Origin of the sequence: Gryllotalpicola ginsengisoli DSM 22003, assembly GCF_000419445.1 — a bacterium.
GTDB classification, from domain to species: Bacteria; Actinomycetota; Actinomycetes; order Actinomycetales; family Microbacteriaceae; genus Gryllotalpicola; species Gryllotalpicola ginsengisoli.
In genome coordinates this window covers 331,900-349,754 of sequence record NZ_AULK01000003.1, presented here as the reverse complement: position 1 = coordinate 349,754, position 17,855 = coordinate 331,900, and the positions used below count along the sequence as shown (strand labels likewise).

16 protein-coding genes are annotated in these 17,855 nt (G+C 72.3%); 6 read left to right on the top strand and 10 right to left on the bottom strand.

Translation table 11 applies throughout. The annotated features are described in order from the left end of the window. Positions 1 to 17 precede the first annotated feature (17 nt). On the bottom strand, positions 18 to 1,127 hold the full coding sequence (locus H563_RS0108365; RefSeq protein ID WP_022882155.1) for a glycosyltransferase: 1,110 nt from the start codon (positions 1,125 to 1,127) through the stop codon (positions 18 to 20). A 217-nt stretch (positions 1,128 to 1,344) separates the two neighbouring features. On the opposite strand from H563_RS0108365, the gene H563_RS15770 reads away from it, so the two are divergent. Both H563_RS15770 and H563_RS0108355 read left to right on the top strand, forming a co-directional pair. Beyond that, on the top strand, positions 1,345 to 2,826 hold the full coding sequence (locus H563_RS15770; RefSeq protein WP_022882154.1) for a sugar transferase: 1,482 nt from the start codon (positions 1,345 to 1,347) through the stop codon (positions 2,824 to 2,826). Continuing rightward, on the top strand, positions 2,823 to 3,365 hold the full coding sequence (locus H563_RS0108355) for an LbetaH domain-containing protein (RefSeq protein ID WP_022882153.1): 543 nt from the start codon (positions 2,823 to 2,825) through the stop codon (positions 3,363 to 3,365). Before H563_RS15770 ends, H563_RS0108355 begins: the two co-directional genes overlap by 4 nt. A gap of 3 nt (positions 3,366 to 3,368) precedes the next feature. Here the strand turns inward: H563_RS0108355 and rfbC are convergent, their stop codons facing one another. After that, complete coding sequence (gene rfbC, locus H563_RS0108350) at positions 3,369 to 3,920, bottom strand: dTDP-4-dehydrorhamnose 3,5-epimerase (RefSeq protein WP_022882152.1); 552 nt, start codon at positions 3,918 to 3,920, stop codon at positions 3,369 to 3,371. A gap of 147 nt (positions 3,921 to 4,067) precedes the next feature. Between rfbC and H563_RS0108345 the strand changes: the two genes are divergently transcribed. Further along, positions 4,068 to 5,606, top strand: coding sequence for a polysaccharide biosynthesis tyrosine autokinase (locus H563_RS0108345; protein WP_022882151.1), 1,539 nt, complete (start codon positions 4,068 to 4,070; stop codon positions 5,604 to 5,606). Continuing rightward, positions 5,603 to 6,214, top strand: a complete 612-nt coding sequence (locus H563_RS0108340; RefSeq protein ID WP_022882150.1) for an arsenate reductase/protein-tyrosine-phosphatase family protein — start codon at positions 5,603 to 5,605, stop codon at positions 6,212 to 6,214. The genes H563_RS0108345 and H563_RS0108340 overlap by 4 nt, the downstream gene beginning before the upstream one ends. Here H563_RS0108340 and H563_RS0108335 read toward each other — a convergent pair. From H563_RS0108335 to H563_RS0108320, 4 genes are read right to left on the bottom strand one after another with little or no spacing between them, the layout of a single operon-like run. After that, positions 6,168 to 7,307 (bottom strand): glycosyltransferase, encoded by a 1,140-nt coding sequence (locus H563_RS0108335; protein WP_022882149.1) that lies wholly within the window; start codon positions 7,305 to 7,307, stop codon positions 6,168 to 6,170. The genes H563_RS0108340 and H563_RS0108335 overlap by 47 nt on opposite strands. After that, positions 7,304 to 8,338, bottom strand: a complete 1,035-nt coding sequence (locus H563_RS0108330; protein WP_022882148.1) for a glycosyltransferase family 4 protein — start codon at positions 8,336 to 8,338, stop codon at positions 7,304 to 7,306. The genes H563_RS0108335 and H563_RS0108330 overlap by 4 nt, the downstream gene beginning before the upstream one ends. After that, entirely contained in the window at positions 8,335 to 10,395 is a 2,061-nt protein-coding gene (locus H563_RS0108325; protein WP_022882147.1) for a glycosyltransferase, read from the bottom strand. The genes H563_RS0108330 and H563_RS0108325 overlap by 4 nt, the downstream gene beginning before the upstream one ends. After that, on the bottom strand, positions 10,392 to 11,756 hold the full coding sequence (locus H563_RS0108320; protein ID WP_022882146.1) for an O-antigen ligase family protein: 1,365 nt from the start codon (positions 11,754 to 11,756) through the stop codon (positions 10,392 to 10,394). Before H563_RS0108320 ends, H563_RS0108325 begins: the two co-directional genes overlap by 4 nt. Before the next feature lie 275 nt (positions 11,757 to 12,031). Here H563_RS0108320 and H563_RS15765 point away from each other — a divergent pair, with 275 nt between their 5' ends. Next, entirely contained in the window at positions 12,032 to 12,793 is a 762-nt protein-coding gene (locus tag H563_RS15765) for an SDR family NAD(P)-dependent oxidoreductase (protein WP_022882145.1), read from the top strand. Here H563_RS15765 and H563_RS0108310 read toward each other — a convergent pair. Both H563_RS0108310 and H563_RS0108305 read right to left on the bottom strand, forming a co-directional pair. Then, on the bottom strand, positions 12,742 to 13,386 hold the full coding sequence (locus H563_RS0108310; protein WP_022882144.1) for a PIG-L deacetylase family protein: 645 nt from the start codon (positions 13,384 to 13,386) through the stop codon (positions 12,742 to 12,744). The genes H563_RS15765 and H563_RS0108310 overlap by 52 nt on opposite strands. Continuing rightward, on the bottom strand, positions 13,380 to 14,183 hold the full coding sequence (locus H563_RS0108305) for a glycosyltransferase family protein (protein WP_022882143.1): 804 nt from the start codon (positions 14,181 to 14,183) through the stop codon (positions 13,380 to 13,382). The genes H563_RS0108310 and H563_RS0108305 overlap by 7 nt, the downstream gene beginning before the upstream one ends. Before the next feature lie 37 nt (positions 14,184 to 14,220). Between H563_RS0108305 and H563_RS15760 the strand changes: the two genes are divergently transcribed. Continuing rightward, the gene (locus tag H563_RS15760; protein WP_051142683.1) at positions 14,221 to 15,381 is read left to right on the top strand and encodes a hypothetical protein; all 1,161 of its coding nucleotides are present in this window, start codon (positions 14,221 to 14,223) and stop codon (positions 15,379 to 15,381) included. On the opposite strand, the gene H563_RS0108295 is transcribed toward H563_RS15760, so the two are convergent. Then, entirely contained in the window at positions 15,365 to 16,399 is a 1,035-nt protein-coding gene (locus H563_RS0108295; RefSeq protein ID WP_022882142.1) for an NAD-dependent epimerase/dehydratase family protein, read from the bottom strand. The two genes, H563_RS15760 and H563_RS0108295, sit on opposite strands and share 17 nt — an antisense overlap. A 39-nt stretch (positions 16,400 to 16,438) precedes the next feature. Then, complete coding sequence (locus H563_RS0108290; protein ID WP_022882141.1) at positions 16,439 to 17,716, bottom strand: class I SAM-dependent methyltransferase; 1,278 nt, start codon at positions 17,714 to 17,716, stop codon at positions 16,439 to 16,441. Between the last annotated feature and the right edge of the window lie 139 nt (positions 17,717 to 17,855).

Here is a 17,855-nt window from a genome sequence, read left to right as displayed (position 1 = left end):
ACCGCGGGGCTGCGGGTTCAGGCCGCCTGCACCGACCGCGTCCCGGTGACGATCTCCGTCAGCCGCGCGGCGAAACGCTCCGCCGAGAACGACTCCGCGTGCGCCGCGATGCGCTGCGCGTCCCAGTCGGTGCTGGAGAGCCGGCCGATCGCGGCGGCGATCGGCGCCTCGTGCGCCTGCTCGAAGAACACGCCGGTGACTCCGTCGACGACCGTGTCGAGGAAGCCGCCGTCGCGCAGGGCGAGCACGGGGCGCCCGAACGACGCGGCCTCGAGCGGCGTGAGGCCGTAGTCCTCGTAGGCCGCGGCGACGAGGGCGGTGGCGTTCCGGTAGAGCCAGCGCAGCTGGGGGTCGCTGACGCCGCCCGCGAAGACGATCCGCGGCGACCCGCCTGCGATGGCCTCGAGCCGCGCTCGATCCGGGCCGCGGCCGACGATGACGAGCCGCTGTGCGCCGTGCGCGAGAACCGCCCGGATGACGTGGTCGACGTTCTTGTAGGGCAGCAGACGGGCGACGACGAGCAGGTAACCGGGCTCGAGACCGGGCACCTCGTCCTCGACGCCGGCGGGAAGAAGCGCGGGCGGCGGCGGCACGACCTCGGCGTCCACGCCGTAGACCTGCTTGACCGCGTCGCGGATGACGGTGGAGTTGACCAGGTAGCGGTCGGCGGAGCGCGCCGCCGCCTGGTCCCACCGGCGCAGCTGCTGCCCGAGCAGCGTGACGGCGGCGCGCACCCCGAGGCCGCGCACGCTGCCGCCGCCGGCGTAACGCCCCGTCTGGTAGAGCCAACGAGCCGGGGCGTGGCAGTAGACGATCTTGCGCCCGTCCGTGCGCACGCCGTGCGCCCATCCGCTGGAGCTCGCGAGCACGACATCCGCGTCGATGCGGATGCGGTCGACGTCAGCGGCGAGGAACGGCAGCGCGAGGCGATGGTTCGAGCGCAGCAGCGGAGCGCGGTTCAGCGTGGACGGGCGGATGTCGCGCCCCGCGAACCCCGGGAACGTGGCCGCTGCGTCATGCAGCGTGGTGTAGATCGGCGCCTCGGGAAAGGCATCCGACATGGTCAGGACGACGCGCTCCGCGCCGCCGCGTTGGGTCAGATAGTCGTGCGCGATCGCGATGTCCATGGGTGTCCTTCCCTGCCTGTGCAGGGAGGCTAATGCCCCCTCGTGAGGATTTCTCGCTGTTTAGCGAGAAATCCTCATCATGTGCCGCGCTTTGGGGGTGCGGTGCGTCGATTACTAAGTGAGTCTTCCTCATCCCCCGCACTGGGGGACGTGAGCATCCTTCATTTCACTCTAGCGTCAGAGCAGTGGACAACTCCCTCTGACACGAACCGAGATCATGACCACCGACACTCACGCCCCCTCCCTCACCGCTCGGCTCTCCGAGCGGTCCACCGGGCACGCGCGGTCACCCGAGGCGCGCCTCTTGCAGCGCTATCTCACCCTGCTGCGGCTCACCGACGGCGCCGCCATCACGGCCGCGATGAGCATCTCGTTCCTGATCGGCACCGCTCGCAACTCGCACGGCTCGGCCGAGGTCGAGGCGGTCTACTGCCTCGCCGTCGGCCTGGCCTGGTTCCTCGTGCTGCGCCTCGGCGGCGCCCGCGACCGGCGGCTGCTCGGTACCGGCACGAACGACTACAAGAACGTCATCAACGCGAGCCTCACGGTGTTCGGCCTGATCGGTATCGGCGACCTCGTGCTGTCGGCCCGGCTCGGCCGCGAGCTCGCGGCGGCGCTGCCCGCCGGCATCGCGCTGCTGTGGTTCGGCCGCTGGGCGCTGCGCACCTGGCTCGCCCGCATCGCCTGGGAGACGCGCTACCTGCGCCGCGCGCTGGTCGTCGGCGACCGGGCGGACGTCGAGTACGTGCTGCGTCAGATCCGCGCCGGCGCCGGCGCGCTGTACAACGTCGTCGGCGCGGCCGTCACCGAGGTCGGCACCGGCCACGTCGGCGGCGGGGATGCGCCGGTGCCCGTCGTCTGCGACGTCAACAACGTGGCGGTCGCGGCGCGCAACCTCGCCGCCGACGCCGTCATCGTCGCCAGCCAACCGCGCGACGACGGCGGCTTCGTCCGCACGCTCGCGTGGAGCCTCGAGGGCTGCGACGCCGACCTCGTGCTCGCCTCCCGGCTCGTCGACGTCGCCGGCCCGCGGGTGCACTTCGCCCCGATCTCCGGCCTGCCGCTGATCCACGTGGAGATCCCGCGGTTCGACGGCGCCAAGCATTCGCTCAAGCGCCTCGTCGACGTCGTCGCCGCCGCAACCGGGCTGATCGTGCTCTCACCCCTGTTCCTCGCGGTCGCGATCGCGATCAAGCTCGACGACGGCGGACCCGTCCTCTTCCGACAGCTGCGGGTCGGCAAGGATCGCTCGCAGTTCCGCATGGTCAAGTTCCGCTCGATGGTGACGGATGCCGAAGCACGGCTCGCCGCGCTGCGGGCCGCCTCGGACGACGGCAACGGCGTCCTGTTCAAGCTCAAGGACGACCCGCGCATCACGCGGATCGGGCGGGTGCTGCGCAAGTACTCGATCGACGAGCTGCCGCAGTTGTGGAACGTGCTGGTCGGCGACATGAGCCTCGTCGGGCCCCGCCCGCCGCTGCCCAGCGAGGTGGAGGCGTACGAGGACCACGTGCACCGCCGGCTCTACATCAAGCCCGGGCTGACCGGCATGTGGCAGATCAGCGGCCGCAGCGATCTCGACTGGGAGGAGAGCGTGCGCCTCGACCTGTTCTACGTGGAGAACTGGTCGCTCACGGGCGACCTCGTGATCCTATGGCGCACGGTGAAGGTGCTGCTGCACCCCGTGGGAGCGTATTGAGCGCCGTGCTGCCGCCGGGCGTGGACCCGACGGCGTCGATCGGCGATCGCACGACCATCCACCGGCTGGCGCAGGTGTCGGAGCACGCGCGCATCGGCAGCGAATGCGTGTTGCATGCCGGGGCGTTCATCGGGCGGAACGTGCTGCTCGGCCCGAACTGCGTCGTGCAGGACGAGGCCGTCGTACAGGAGTCGACGCTCGTCGAGGAGGCGGTGCGGATCGGCCGCGGAGCGGTACTCGCGAACCGCGTCTCTGATCACTTCGACGGGCTCGTCGTGCGCGCGCACGCGGTGATCGGGGCGGGCGCGCGCTGCGTCGGCCCCGCCCAGATCGGCCGCTGGGCGGTCGTCGCCCCCGGCGCCCTGGTCATGGACGACGTGCCGGACTTCGCCGTGGTCGAGGGGTCGCCGGCGCACCGCAGCGGGTGGGTCGGCCGGGCGGGGTACCGACTCACCCGGCAGCGCGATGGCACCTGGCTGTGCCCGAAGACCGGCGAGCGTTACACCGAGGTCGACGGCGTGCTCGTCCTCGCGGTCTGAGCCTCAGTCCACGCCCACGGAGGCGCGGTATTGCGCCCAGGACAGGCCCGCCCGATCCCGTTCGCTCACGATCGTGATCGGGGCCGGCCAGGCGACGTCGAGCTCCGGGTCGTCGAACGCGACGGTGATGTCGTCGCCCGGGCTGTAGAAGTCGTCCATCTTGTAGCAGACATCCGTCACCGCGGTGAGGGCCTGGAAGCCGTGCAGGAAGCCGCGCGGGATGTACAGCTGCCGGTGCACCTGGTCGTCCAGCACGAAGCTGCGCACCGCGCCGAAGGTCGCCGAGCCGGGGCGCGCGTCGACCACGACGTCCAGCACGGCGCCGTGGGCGCAGCGCACGATCTTCGCCTCGCCGGTGCCGCCGCGGCCGTGCAGGCCGCGCACAACGCCCTGGTAGGAGCGCGACTGGTTCTCCTGCACGAAGCGGCTCGGGTCGACACCGGCCCGGGCCGCCACCTCCACGTCGAAGGTGCGGGTGAAGTAGCCGCGCTCGTCGCGGTGGGGCGTCGGTTCGAAGACGAGGAGCCCGTCGACGTCGGTGCGGATGACCTTCACGGCAGCAAGGCTAGCCACTGGCCGCCGTCGCCTCCCGCTCCCCAACGGGGGGTTCCGGGCGCTAGGTGAGAATGGTTCACTGATTACCGAGTGTTCCTCATCGTCATCGGCGCCGCCACCCGACCCGACTCCTAGGACAGGAAGACCGTGACCTTCAGACAGATTCTCGACGTGTTGTGGAGTCGCCGCTGGCTCATCGCCGTGATGGTCGTCGTCGCGGTCGGCGTCGCGATCGCGTACCTGCAGCTTCGCACGATCCCCTACACCTCGACCGAGGTCGTCCGCGAGAACTCAACCTTCAGCCAAGCGGCGCAGAGCGGCGAGATCGGATCCGTGCAGGTGGACTTCGACCCCTCCACGATCACGACCGAGAAAGTGCTCGGCCCCGCCGCGACGTCGCTCGGGCTGTCGCGCGGCGCCCTGCTCGGCAACGTCGCCGACTCGGTCAAGTTCGGCACCCAGACCACCACGATCGACATCACCGCGACCGGCATGACGGCCGAGGCGTCGCAGCAGTACGCCCAGGCCGTCGTCAAGCAGTACGGTGACTATCTGCAGCAGCAGCTCGACACGGCCCTCGCCACCCTGGGCGACCGGCAGAAGGACACCCGCGCCCTCGCCCAGCAGTACCAGTCGCAGGTCAACGCGGACGCGAAGAACTCCATCGCCCAGGCGGGCCTGGCCACGACGCTCGCAGACCTCGCGAGCGTGGACGACCAGATCTCCACGATCAAGAATGCGGGCTCGCCCCTGATCGTCATGACCACGGCGCAGCCGGGAAGCCCGGTCGGCCCCAGCCGGCTCACCGTGCTGATGGTCGCGCTGGTCGCCGGGCTCATCGCGGGGATGGGCGTAGCGCTGATCCGCGACCAGTTCGACGACAAGCTGCGCGGCGAGCACGAGATCGAGCCGCTCACCGGGCTGCGCTCGCTCGGCGAGCTGCCGTTCGACCGGCACGTCTCCCGCGGGAAGGATGTGCTGCCGGCAGCCGGAACGCAGCCGACCGCGCTGCTGGAGGGTCTGCGCGCCGTGCGCACCTCCACCCAGGTGCTGCTGCCCGCCAACGGCCCCGGCGGCCGCGTGGTCGTGGTCACGAGTGCCCAGCCGGGCGACGGGAAGACCTTCGTCGCCGCGAACCTCGCGCTCTCCTTCGCGCGCGCCGGGAAGAAGGTCGTGCTCGTCGACGGCGACCTGCGCCGGCCGTCGCTCAGGCGCTACTTCCTCGATGCGGCCGTCGGCGACGGGCTCGCCAAGCTGCTCGAGCTCTCCAGCAGCGGGCAGGCGTTCTCCCGGCACGACATCGACGCCGAGCTGCACACGACACCGTACGCGGGACTGCGCGTCCTGCCGGCGGGGGAATCGGCCGAGGCGATGGGCGACCTGCTGGCGGCATCCGATCTCTCTTCGATCATCGGCCACCTGCGGGCAATCTCCGACATCGTGATCATCGACTCGCCGCCGTCGCTGGCGGTGGTGGACGCGACGCTGCTCGCGAAGCAGGCGGACGGCGTCGTGCTGGTCGGCGCGGTCGGCAAGGTCGACCGCAGCCTGCTCGCGGGGGCAGCCGAGGCGCTGCGCCAGAACGGGGTGCGACTGCTCGGCATCGTCACCAACCGCTCGCGCCGCGCGATCCCGAAGCCCAACCAGGCCTACTACATCCGGAGCGCGGCACGGCGGGCGGCATGACCTGGCCCGATGCGCGGCGGCCGGTGCGCCGCCGACGAGCGCTGCGACGCACCGGGGCGCCGTACGGCCGCCCCGCGATCCTGTTCGTGTGCACGGCCAACCGGTGCCGCTCCCCCCTCGCCGCCGCGCTGATGCGGGCGGTCCTGCCCGACGATGCCGCGGAGGTCACCGCGGCCGGGCTGCTGCCCGGCGGCGAGCCGATGCCCGAGGCGGGCCTCAAGGTGGCCGCCGAGTTCGGACTCGACCTGCGCGGTCACGTCAGCCGCCGGCTCGACGTGGGCACGGCCCGCAGCGCGGACGTGGTCCTGACGATGACGCGCCATCAGGCGCGGGAGGTCGTCGCCGAACTGCCCGAGTTGTGGCCGCGCGTCTTCACGGCGAAGCAGTTCACGCGCTGGCTGACGCAGCATCCGCCCGTCGCCGGTCTCACCCGCGACTGGCTGAGCGCCGAGGCCGCCGACCGCTCCCCGCTGGAGCTGCTGGGCGCCGACCCGGCCGACGACATCGAGGACCCGATGGGCAAGTCGGCGGGCACGTGGCGTCGCGTCGCCGGCGAGCTGCTCAGCGCGGCCGACCAGCTGGCTGGAGCCCTGACAGCCGATCGATGACCGCGCGCATCTCGCGCGCGCGGTCGCTCCATTCAGGAAGCGCGGTCGGCGGCAGCGGCGCATGCCACTGCCCGACCGCCGCGGCCACGGCGTCGGCGAACGCGGCACCGTCGGCGATCGCGACCCCGGGCTGCCCGCGCAGCTCGCGGAAGCCCGCCACCGACGTGCTCACGATGGGGCGGCGCACGGCCAGATACTCGTAGAGCTTCAGCGGGTCGAGGCTGTCGGTGAAGTCGTCGAGCACGTGCGGCACGATCAGCGCGTGCGCGTGCTGCAGGTAGGCGGGCACGGCGTCGCGCGGGCGCGAACCGAGAAGACGGATGCCGGGCTCGGCGTCGAGCCGTGCGGTGTTGTCGGCCGACAGGGCGTTCGGCCCGAGCAGCGCGACCGTCGCCCCGGCGGCGGCGAGCCGCCGGGCGGTCGCGACGACCAGGTCGACGTCGAGGCGGTCTTCGTGCAGGGTGCCGACGTAGAGGGCGACGGCGCCCACAGGCAGGTCGGGCGGTCGCGGCGCCGGCCGGCGGTACCGCTGTGAATCGACGGCGTTCGGAACGAGCACGACGTCGCGCACGGCGCCCTTCCGGGCCGCCAGGCCCACCGAGCACACCACCACCTCCGCGCAGCGCTCGAGCAGGGCGGCGTCGGCCGCGCGCAGGCGCGCGTGCTCGCGCGGGGACCGATCGGCCACGGCCCAGTCGTCCGTGATGTCGTACAGCGCACGCCAACCCGTCACGGCGACGAGTTCCGCATAGCCGGGGTCGTTCACCCAGAGCACCGGGTCGCGCCACCCCAGCCGGGCCACCGCACGCATCACGGCGCTGCGCAGTCCGGCATCCGTCATCGGACCCAGCTGCCGCGGCAGCCACTTCACCGGCTGCAGGGTGCGCAGCCGGCCGCCGTAGCCCGGCACCGTGCGCAGGCCGCGGGCCGGACGGGGCACTTGCCCGTGCAGCGCCGTGTGCAGCGGGTCGGTCGGGGGCTCGACGAAGAGCACCTCGAGGGCGTCGTCGGCGCCGAGCAGCGCGTCGACGAGGTACTGGTTGCGGCGCCACACCTCGTTCCAGTCCTCGAGCGAGCAGACGACGAGCCTCATCGCGACCGCACCGCCTCGCGGTACAGGCGCAGCGTGCCCTCGATCTGCCGCGCGGCCGTGAGATGCTCGCGCTGGTGGGCGCGCAGCGTCGCGCCGTACCGCGCGCGTTCGCCCGGGTTCGCCATCAGGCGGGCGAGCGCTTGGGCGGCCGCGTCGGCGTCGCCGGGCGGGAACAGGGCGGCGCCGTGGACGGTGCCGACGGTTTCGAGGTGGCCGCCGCGCGCGGCCGCGACGACGGGCAGCCCGTGCGCCATCGCCTCGAGCACGGTGAGGCCGAGGGGCTCGGCGGGCGCGGTCGCGAGCAGCACGGAGGCGGTGCGGAAGAGCGCCTCGATGTCATCGCGGTGACCTAGGAAGTCGACGCTGCCGGCGATGCCCAGGGCACGGGCGCGGGCCGCGAGCTCGTCGCGCTGCGCGCCGCGGCCGGCGATCGCGAGCCGCCAGTCGCCGACGCCGTCCGCCGCGACGCGCGCCCACGCCTCGAGGGCGAGCGCGGTGTCCTTCTCCGCCTCCAGCCGCTGGGCGACGAGCACGGTCGGGCGGCGTTCGGCGGCGACGTCCGGAACGGGCTCCACGCCGGAGAGCACCGTGACGCTGGGACCGTCCGCCGCATCCGCCACGAACTCGGAGATGGCGAGCTGGGCGGCGACGCCGGCGCGGATGCCGCGCGCGACGAGCCGGGCCGTCGGGCTGCTGCCGCGGGGGGCCGCGAAGTGGCGGGTGCTGACGACCGGCGTGCCGTGTCGGCGCCCGGCGATGACGCCCGCGACGTCGGCCGCGGTCATGTGGGTGTTGATCACGTCCGGCCGGCCGGCGCGCCGCAGCGAGCGCAGGGCCTGCGCCACGGTCGCGCCCGGCAGCCACCCGGCGCCCGCGGCCTCGAGCTCGGGGCGCATGGCGGCTTCGTTTCCGCCGACGACCGTGACCCGGCACCCGGCGGCGGTGAGCCAGACCGCGCCGTTGCGCACGTAGCGCTCGGCGCCGGCGAAGTTGTCGGTGCAGATCACGTGCACGACCTCGAGCCCGGTCACCGCGTCGACGCCCCGGGCCGCATCGACGTCTGGAGGTGCACGGGCCCGCGCGCGAAGGCGGCGAGGCGGCGCCGTGCCGCGGCCAGCCGCTCACCGCGCAGCAGCAGCGAGCGGATGCCGGCGTTCACGACGTTCGCCGCGCGGTACACCTGCCAGCCGACCTCGCCGTAGTGCTTGCGGACGTAGCGCTCGGCGCTCGCGTAGAAGTGCGCCTCGCGCACGCGCGGGTCGCCGCCGGTGCCGGCGCCCTCGTGCGTGGCGGCGACGTCGGCGACCTCGATGCGCCAGCCGGCGCGCCGCGCGCGGTACTGCCAGTCCGTCTCTTCCGAGTAGAGGAAGAAGCGCTCGTCGAGCCCGCCGAGCTGCGCGAGCGCCTCGGCGCGCAGCAGCAGCACCGAGCCGATCGCGAAGCCCCGGCGGAGGTTCAGCCGCCCGAGACCGGCCGCCTCGAGCCACGCGCCCCACGGCGTGGGGAACGGCCACCAGACCCGCACGGGCGCGCCGCTGCCCGGCTCGGTCTGCCGGGCGCCGACCGCAGCGAGATCGGATGCCTGCGCGAGGCGCGCCTGCATCGCCGCCACCCCGGCCGCCGAGATGCGCGCGTCGGGGTTGAGCAGCAACACGTCGCGGCCGGCGAGCCCGCGGGAGGACAGCTCGGCGAGCGCCAGGTTGACGCCGCCGGCGAAGCCGCGGTTGCCGCCCGCGTCGACGTAGCGGGCGCCGTGCTCGCAGGCGACCTCGCGGGTGCGTGCCAGCGAGGAGTTGTCGACGACCGTCACGGGCAGCCCGCCGCCGAGCGCGTCGAGGCACTCGGCGAGCGGCTCGGGGTCGCCGTAGGCGACGACGACGACCTGCGGCGCCTCGCGCGGCGCGGCCGCCGGCCGTATCTCGTCGTAGAGGGCGCGCTGCTCGCGGGCGACCCGCGCCCAGGTGAAGGCTGCGGCACGCACGAGGGCGTTCTCGCGCAGCTCGGGCCAGCGCCGGGGGTCGAGCGCCTCTGCGAGGCCGCGTTCCCACGCATCCGTGTCACCCGGCGCCACGATCACGCCCGCGTCACCGATGACCTCGGGGATCGCGCCCGAGTCGCTGCCCACGACGGGCAGCCCGCAGGCCATCGCTTCCACCGCGACGCGGCAGAACTGCTCGAGCCACCCGGGCCGCGGCAGCGACGGCACCGCGGCGACGTCGACCGCCTGGTAACGGCGCACGAGCTCTTCGCCCGAGGCGAAGCCGCGGAAGCGCACGCGATCGGCGACGCCGAGGTGCTGCGCCAGCGCGCGCAGCGCCTCGCGCTGCGACCCCAGGCCGTTGATGTCGAGCCGCCACTCGGGGTGCCGGGCGACGGCCCGCAGCAGCACATCGACGCCCTTGTGCGACTCGAGTCGGCCGAAGTATCCGATCACGCGCGTCGCGCCCGGAAGCCCGCGCGCAGCGGGGCCGAACAGCTCCAGCCGCACGCCGAGGGGCAGGTAGCGGGCCACGCCGCGCAGGCCCTTGCCGGTGACGATCTCGCCCGCCTCGCCGTTGCACACGTGGACTGCCGCGGCGCCCGCGAGCGCGCGGCGCTCGATCCAGCGGAACGGGATCGGATAGCGCTTGAGGATGTTCTGCGCCGAATAGAGCAGGTACGGGGCGCGCACTCCGCGCAGCCGGCGCAGCAGCAGCACCTCGGCCGTCGCGAGCGCGTTCGGCTCCTCGTGGATGTCGATGAGGTCGGGGCGCTCGCCGAGCGCGCGCCAGATCGGGCGCGGGTCGTAGAGGAACAGCGACGGATGCCGGCCGACGGTGCGCGCCCCGCTCACGAAGTCGTCCCCGCCGGGCTCCAGCGACACGTCGACGCCGCCCTCGTTCCACACCCGCGAGGTGATCAGGGCGACCTCGGTGCCGAGCGCGCGCAGCTCGCGCTCGCGCTGGCGCCACTCGGCCACGACGGCGGAGTGCGAGATGCGCAGCACGCGCAACGGGTGCTGCGGATCCGCTTGCGCCGCGGCGGCATGAGACGCATCCGCCCGCTCGACGCCCGGGTTCACCGTGTTCGCCGCGTTCACCGCGTTCATCTGGCCAGCTTTCTGATCGGCAACCGGATGGGCTCGGGCAGTGGCGACGGGCCGGCGGCTGCGCGGAGCCGGTCGCGCACCATCACGCCGACGCCGGCCGCGGCGACGATCCAGAGCAGGGACGACAAGCCGGAGACCCAGTAGAGGTCCAGCTGGGTCTGGGTGAAGCGCGTCATGACCGCCGCCGCGCCGAGGGTGCCGTAGACGGGGTCGAGCCGCAGCAGGAACCACATCGCGACGATGAACATCACGAAGAAGCCGATCAGGCCCACAACGCCGACGCAGGAGAGGACCTCGAGCTCCGCGTTCGGCGGCTGGAACTGGTCGGTGAACACGTTCGTGTACCACCAGCGCAGCCCGACGCCGAAGATCGGCGACTTCTGCCAGACCTCGATCGACTCGGAGTACCAGCTCAGCCGCTGGTAGGCGGAGTTGAACTTGTTGTCGGAGGCGAGCTGCGCCGCCGACTGGGTCCAGACGAGGTACACGACCGGGATCGCCGCGAGCCAGATCCATTTGCGTCGCCGGCCGCCGCGCGCGATCGGGCGCAGCGTCACGATCGCCACGCCGATGAGCGCACCGATCATGCCCTGCCGCGCCTGCGAGGCGAATAGGCCGATCGCGCTCGTCAGCACCATGAGGTTCGCGAACCAGGTCGGGAAGCGCAGCCACTTCGGGCGCGCGTAGGCGATCACGAGGGCGACGGCGCACTCGCCGCCGACCTGGTTCTTCCCGAACCCGAGCTCCGCGTTGACGTACACCGGCTCGAACTCACCGGCGGAGAAGAAATGCTGAAGGGCCATGATGCCGGCGATCACCCCCAGCACGCCGCAGGCGACCACGTACAGCCCGAAGGCGAGCGGGGCCCGGCCCTCGCGGCCGATCACGAAGCCGATGACCATGCTTCCGATCACCATGAACAGCTCGTGCGCCCACTCGATGAAGTCGGCGGAGAACGGATTCAGGATCAGCGTCGGGATGATGACGGCGAGATAGACGACGCCGCCCCAGATGAGCGGCTGCATCGCCGCGGCGCCCTTGTTGCGCAGGATGAACAGGCCGACGACGGAGCCCACCGCGAGGATGACGTCCGCATAGGTGAGAACTCCGCCGGCGCGCGCCTGCACGATCGACATCGGCATCGCGAACATCGGGATGAGGGTGAGGTCGACCGTGGCGACGCCGAGCAGCAGGATCACGACGGCGCCGATGAGCGCCGGGGCGCCGAACTCGGCGCTCGCGAGGCCCAGACCGGCGGCAAGCGCGGCCGCGATCAGGACGATCGCCAGCCTTGGGCCACCGGCTCGCGCGGTGCCGAGGAGGTCGCGGAGGCCGTGGCGCGCCGCGATGGTCGCGGTCATACCCCTCCTCCGTCGCGTTTGGGCTGCGGACGGCTGATATCCCGCCGCAAAGGCATGCCGACCTGGCACTGGCTGGTGGGTCCTCTTCGTTCGAGCCGGGCGATGTGGGCCCCGACAGCCGGTCGGTGAGCAATCATCAGCTTAGGAAGAGCCGCGCCGGAGCGCTTCCCCCCAAGCGGAGTACATGAGCCGTTCTCACTCCCCTCTGGTGCCGATCCGGCCGATGTGTGAGGCTCGGTGCGTATCCGCCGGACCCGAAGCGGGAGGAGGCCAATGTGCTGACAGCTGCCGGCCGCCCGAGTGCGGCCGTGATCGGAGCGACGGGCGGCATCGGCGCCGCCATCACCGCCGAACTCGCCCGCACGCACGACGTCTGGGCCACGGCGCGGCAGCCCGGCGCGACCGGGCAGCTCGGCGCCGGCATCCGTCCCTGGCGCCTCGACCTCGCGGCGCCGGCGGCCGAGGTATCCGTGCCCGCCGAGCTCGAGTCGCTCGCCGTCCTCGTGCTCGCCGCCGGCGCATGGTCGGCCGGCCCGGTGGCCGCGGCCACGGACGACGACTGGCACGACACCTTCGCGGTGAACCTGTTCGGGCAGGTGGCCGTGACGCGCGCCCTGCTGCCGGCGCTGCGGCGCGGGAGAGGCCGCGTCATCGTCATCAACTCGACGGCGGTGCAGGGCTCGCCGGGCGGGCGCAGCGCGTACACCGCCAGCAAGGCCGCGCTCGACGTCTTCGCCCGCGCCCTGCACGAGGAGGAGCGCGACAACGGCGTGCAGGTCTCGAACATCTACCCGGGCCGTGTGGCGACGGACATGCAGAAGGCCGTCGCGATCAGCGAGGGCGGCGCGTACGTGCCGGAGCGCTGCCTGAGCCCGGAGGCCGTGGCGCAGACGGTCCGCTTCGTCGTGGACCTCGCCCCCGTGGCGCACGTCGCCGAGCTCGTCGTCCGACCGCCGTACCGGTCGCCGCACGAGCCGCCCGGCAGTCAGCCTGCGAGGGACAGCGTCGCCTTCGCGGCGAAGAACGCCTCGGCGTAGCGGGTCGGCACTTCGGCCCCGCGCAGGCGCAGGATGCTGCGGAAGAACTCGTCGTCCCACCAGTCGCGCCCGTGCTGGCTCGGGAACTCCTGGTTCAGTATTTCGAGCTTGCGGATGACCTGGGCGTCGGTCAGCGGAACGAACACGTTCGGCCGGCCGAGGTCGCCGTCCCACTTCGGGATCTCGTAGTGCAGCACGAGCGGCCCCCGCCACACCGTCGTCACCATCGTGCCGAGCAGCCGGTGGTCCTGGTGGGCGTCGTCGGGCCGCGGAGCGAGCACCAGGTGGGGGTGCGGAACCGCGTCGCGGAAGCGGTGCAGGGCGTCCTTCACGGCGCCCCAGTGCTCCGGCAGCCGGGCGTCGGGCAGGCCGGCGAACACCGGGGGCGCGGCGGCGCCGAATGCGCGCGCCGCCGCCGCGCCCTCGGCGAGTCGGTCCTCCGTGCCGGTGAGCACCAGGGTGCGCAGCTCCACGTCGCCGCGCGCCGCGAGGGCCAGCAGCGTTCCCCCGCAGCCGATCTCGATGTCGTCCGGGTGGGCGCCGAGCGCGACGACGGTGAGGGGGCCAGCCGGCAGCCCGAGGGACGTCACCACTTGACCGTCGTCGGCAGCGGCTCGTTGTGCCGCCACAGCTCCCACGGCGCCTGGCCGCTCGCATGAAGCTCCTCGAGCACGGCGCGCTCCTTCAGCGTGTCCATCGCCGCCCAGAATCCTCGGTACTTGTTGGCCGTGAAGCGGCCCTCAGCCGCCGCGCGGACGACGGCGTTGCCGACCAGGTCCTCCCCGGGGTTCAGGTAGTCGAAGATCCCCTGCCGCAGCACGAAATAGCCGCCGTTGATCCACATGTCCATCGACGCGACCGCCTCGAGGCCGGACATGCCCCCGTCGGTGCCGAAGCCGAGCACGTGGAACGAGTCCACGGGCTGCACGGCGAGCAGGCTGCCGACGTGGTCGGGGGGCAGCGAGTCGATGAGGTCGTTCATCGGAGCATCCGTCACCACATCGCCGTAGTTCGCGAGGAAGACCTCGTCGCCCTCGAGATAGGGACGCACCCGGCGCAACCGCTCGCCGATCGGGGTGTTCAGCCCCGTGTCGACGAAGGTGATGCGCCAGTCGGTGAAGTCCTCGCTGAGCAGGCGGATGTCGTCGCCCCCGCCGGAGAGCACGAAGTCGTTGGAGACCTCTTCCCGGTAGTCGAGGAAGAAGTTCTTCACCGCCGCCGCCCCGTAGCCGAGGCAGAGGATGAACTCGGTGTGGCCGTGGCACGCGTACCAGCGCATGATGTGCCACAGGATCGGCCGTTCGCCGACCATGGTCATGGGTTTGGGTGCGGACTGGTTGTCGGCGCGGATGCGCATGCCGAGACCGCCGCAGAAGAGGACGACCTTCATGTCATCGCTCCTTCCTTGATGTCATACGGTGTGTGGTGTGGAGCCCGAATCCCGCCCCGCGCCCGGCTGGCGCGACCGCTGGTCCGGCGACCCCGACGGCGTCGTCGTGCTCGACCTCGGCGAGCAGCCGGCGTCGGATCTCTTTCCGGTGATCGGCGACCCGACCCCCGACCCCCGCCATCGCACGCGCATGGTGATGGGCACCCGCAGCGGGCTGCTGCAGCTGGAAGAGGACGTGACCGTCGCCGAGGAGGTCATGGGCGTCGAACCGCAGGCGCTCGTGCGCCAGGCCGAGGCGAGCGTCGACGACGCCGCGGCGGCCGGCCTGATCGTCCCCGGCACGCGCGTGCTGCACTACTCCAGCCCGCACGGGGGCAGCTGGCGCGCTCAGCTCGCGCCATACGACCTGACGGAGGTGACCGCGGGCGAGGCCGAGCTGATCGTCGACGTGCACGGCATGATGCACGATGCCGACCAGAGAGCGGCCTTCCTCGAGCGGACCGGCCACCTCGCCCCCGACGGGGTGCTGCTGATGGTGATCTTCAACGCGACGGCCATCGTGCGCGAGGGCATGTGGAACTCGCTGCGCAACGGGCACTTCGCGTACTACACGACGCCGGTGCTCGTCGCGATGGCGCGCGAGATCGGGCTCGTGGCCGTCGGTGCGTGGTCGTACCCGCTGTACCACAACGGCACGACGATGCTCGCCTTCGCCCGACAGGGCAGCCGTTGGGGAGGCGAGGCGCCGGCCGTGACGGCGCTCATCGAGGCCGAGACCGCCGCCGGCATGCGCGATCCGGCCGTCGTCGGCCGGCTGGGTTCCGCGCACGACGCCGCCGTTGCCGCCGTGCGCGAGTATCTGGACGGCTGCCGCGCCGCGGGGTTGCGCGTCGCCGGCTACGGCGCGGCGTCGCGCGCGGTCGCGCTGCTCGTCTCGGCCGGCGTCACGACCGACGACGTCGCCGTGATCGCCGACGCCTCGCCCGCCAAGCACGGGCGCGCGATGCCGGTCACGCGCATCCCGATCGTCTCGCCCGCCGACCTCGTCGCCGCACGACCCGATCGGGTGCTGCTCTTCGTCTCCGACCTGCTGCCGGAGGTCCGCCGGGCGCTGCCCGAGGTCGAGGCCTCCGGGGCCAGATGGGTGGTCGTCGACCCCGTGCCGCACGAGGTCGAGCCGGTTACGCCGCAACGGTGATCCACCTCATCTCGTCGCTCAGCCGCCCCGAGGCCTGCAGTCCGGCGAGCCAGGGCAGGCGCTTGAAGGTGGAACGGTAGACCTCGGACTCGAGCCCGTACTCCGCGTACTTCGCGTACAACTCGGCCGCGCCGTCGGCGATCGTCCACGCTGCCGTGAACTCGGGCAAGAGCCGGCCGATCTTGGCGAAGTCGACACGGTACGACCGCGGGTCGTTCCCGGCCTCGCCGGTGATCCGCACCTGCGACCCCGGGACGACCCCGGCCACGATCTCGGCGATGTCGCTCACGCGCAGGTTGTTGTCCGCGCTGCCGACGTTGAAGGCCTGGTCGGACACCGCGGCGCGCGGCGCCTCGAGGGCCGCGAGGAACGCCGCGGCGATGTCGCGCGCGTGCACGAGGGGGCGCCAGGGGGTGCCGTCGGAGAGGACGAGCACAGTGCCGGTCAGGTAGGCGGTGGCGACCAGGTCGTTGAGCACGATGTCGCCGCGCAGCCGCGGCGAGAAGCCGAAGGCGGTGGCGTTGCGCAGGTAGACGGGCTCGAACGAGGCATCCGCCAGCTCGTGCAGGTCGGCCTCGACGCGCACCTTGCTCTCCGCATACGGCGTGACGGGCGCGAGCGGCGCCTGCTCGTCGACGAGCACGTCGCCGCCCGAGGTGCCGTACACGCTGCAGGTGGAGGCGTAGAGGAAGCGCCGCACGCCGGCGGCCTTCGCGGCGCGCGCGAGGCTCACGCTGGCGAGGTGGTTGATGTCGTAGGTGAGCTGCGGCGCGAGGTTCCCCAGCGGGTCGTTGGAGAGCGCGGCGAGGTGCGCGACCGCGTCGAAACCGGCGAGCTGCTCGGCCGTGACGTCACGGATGTCGGCATGGATGGTGGGCGGATCGGTCGGCTCGGGGCCGAGGACGCAGGGGGCGAAGAAGCCGCTGTCGAGCCCCGTGACGTCGTGCCCCGCGGCCGTCAGGACCTCGGTCATCACGGTGCCCAGGTAGCCTTCGCTGCCGGTCACGAGTACGCGCATCGTCGTTCCTCTCAGTTGGGCCAGGTCGGTCGGACCGGGTCACTCGGCCAAGGCGGGCACCGGCGCGGGGTCGACGACCTCGAGCCGCGGGATCGGGAAGACGAGCTGGGCGCCCCACTCGGCGACGTAGGCGAGTTGCTCGGTGAGTTCGGCGCGCAGGTTCCAGGGCAGGACGAAGACGTAGTCGGGGCGCGTCTCGGCGAGCTTCTCCGGCGCGAACACGGGGATGTGCGTGCCGGGCAGGAAGCGGCCGTGCTTGTAGGGATTCCGGTCGACCGTGTACGACAGCAGATCCGCGCGCACCCCGCAGTGGTTGAGCAGCGTGTTGCCCTTGCCCGGAGCGCCGTAGCCTGCGACCGTCTTCCCGTCGCGGGCGGCGGCGATGAGGAACTCCAACACGTCGTTGCGGATCTGGGCGACCGAGGTGGCGAAGCCGGCGTGGCCCGCAACGGTGTCGAGGCCTAGCTCTGCCTCTTCGGCGAGCAGCCGGGCGACCGCGGGGCTCGGCGCGCCGGCCGCCTCGACCGGGCGGGCGTAGGCGCGGATGGAGCCGCCGTGCGTCGGCAGCTCCTCGATGTCCACGAGCTCGAGACCGCCCGAGCGCAGTGCGCGTTGGATCGTGAGCGCCGTGTAGTACTGGAAGTGCTCGTGGTAGATCGTGTCGTACTGCCGCCGCTCGATGAGGCGGCGCAGATACTGCACCTCGATGGTCACCCAACCGTCGTCTTTGACGAGCGCGCGCAGCCCCTTGGTGAAGTCGATCACGTCCGGGATGTGCGCGTAGACGTTGTTGCCGGCCACGAGGTCGGCCTTGCCGTACCTCGCCGCGAGCTCGGTGCCGGTGGCCTCGCCGAGGAAGCAGGTCTCGGTGCGCACCCCCTTCTCGCGCGCGACCTCGCTGATGTTGGCCGCGGGTTCGATCCCGAGCACGGGGATGCCGGCGGCGACGAAGTGCTGCAGGAGGTAGCCGTCGTTGCTCGCCGCCTCGGTGACGAGGCTGCCGGGGCCGAGGCCGAGTTTCGCGATCATCGCCTCGGCGTAGGTCTTGGCGTGCTGCACCCAGCTGTCCGAGTAGCTGGAGAAGTACGCATACTCGACGAAGACGTCCTCGGGGTCGACGTAGCCGGGCAGCTGCACCAGCAGGCATCCGGGGCACAATCGCACGTGCAGCGGGTAGAAGCGCTCCATCGCGTCGAGCCGCTCCGGGGTGAGGAAGTACTCGCAGGGCGGCGACATGCCGAGGTCGACGAACGTCTCGGTGAGCGGCGTGCCGCAGAGGCGGCACCGGGGGGCTGTGACGCCGGCGGGTTCGGGCATGTGGACTCCGGGGGGCTGTGATCCGGAAGGACCGGACCTGTGGTCGGGGAACGCGAGAGCGGAAACGCATGGCCAGGCTAGCCGCGAACGTGATTTTTCCTCATCCCACATATTGGGGTGATTTTCCCTCAGCTCCGCC

Bases quoted from the DNA above. Each gene is read 5' to 3' on its own strand.
- H563_RS0108295 (WP_022882142.1), bottom strand. From the start codon at position 16,399: ATGCGCGTACTCGTGACCGGCAGCGAAGGCTACCTGGGCACCGTGATG.
- H563_RS0108305 (WP_022882143.1), bottom strand. From the start codon at position 14,183: ATGAAGGTCGTCCTCTTCTGCGGCGGTCTCGGCATGCGCATCCGCGCC.
- H563_RS0108290 (WP_022882141.1), bottom strand. From the start codon at position 17,716: ATGCCCGAACCCGCCGGCGTCACAGCCCCCCGGTGCCGCCTCTGCGGC.
- H563_RS0108320 (WP_022882146.1), bottom strand. From the start codon at position 11,756: ATGACCGCGACCATCGCGGCGCGCCACGGCCTCCGCGACCTCCTCGGC.
- H563_RS0108365 (WP_022882155.1), bottom strand. From the start codon at position 1,127: ATGGACATCGCGATCGCGCACGACTATCTGACCCAACGCGGCGGCGCG.
- H563_RS0108325 (WP_022882147.1), bottom strand. From the start codon at position 10,395: ATGAACGCGGTGAACGCGGCGAACACGGTGAACCCGGGCGTCGAGCGG.
- H563_RS0108340 (WP_022882150.1), top strand. From the start codon at position 5,603: ATGACCTGGCCCGATGCGCGGCGGCCGGTGCGCCGCCGACGAGCGCTG.
- H563_RS0108335 (WP_022882149.1), bottom strand. From the start codon at position 7,307: ATGAGGCTCGTCGTCTGCTCGCTCGAGGACTGGAACGAGGTGTGGCGC.
- H563_RS15770 (WP_022882154.1), top strand. From the start codon at position 1,345: ATGACCACCGACACTCACGCCCCCTCCCTCACCGCTCGGCTCTCCGAG.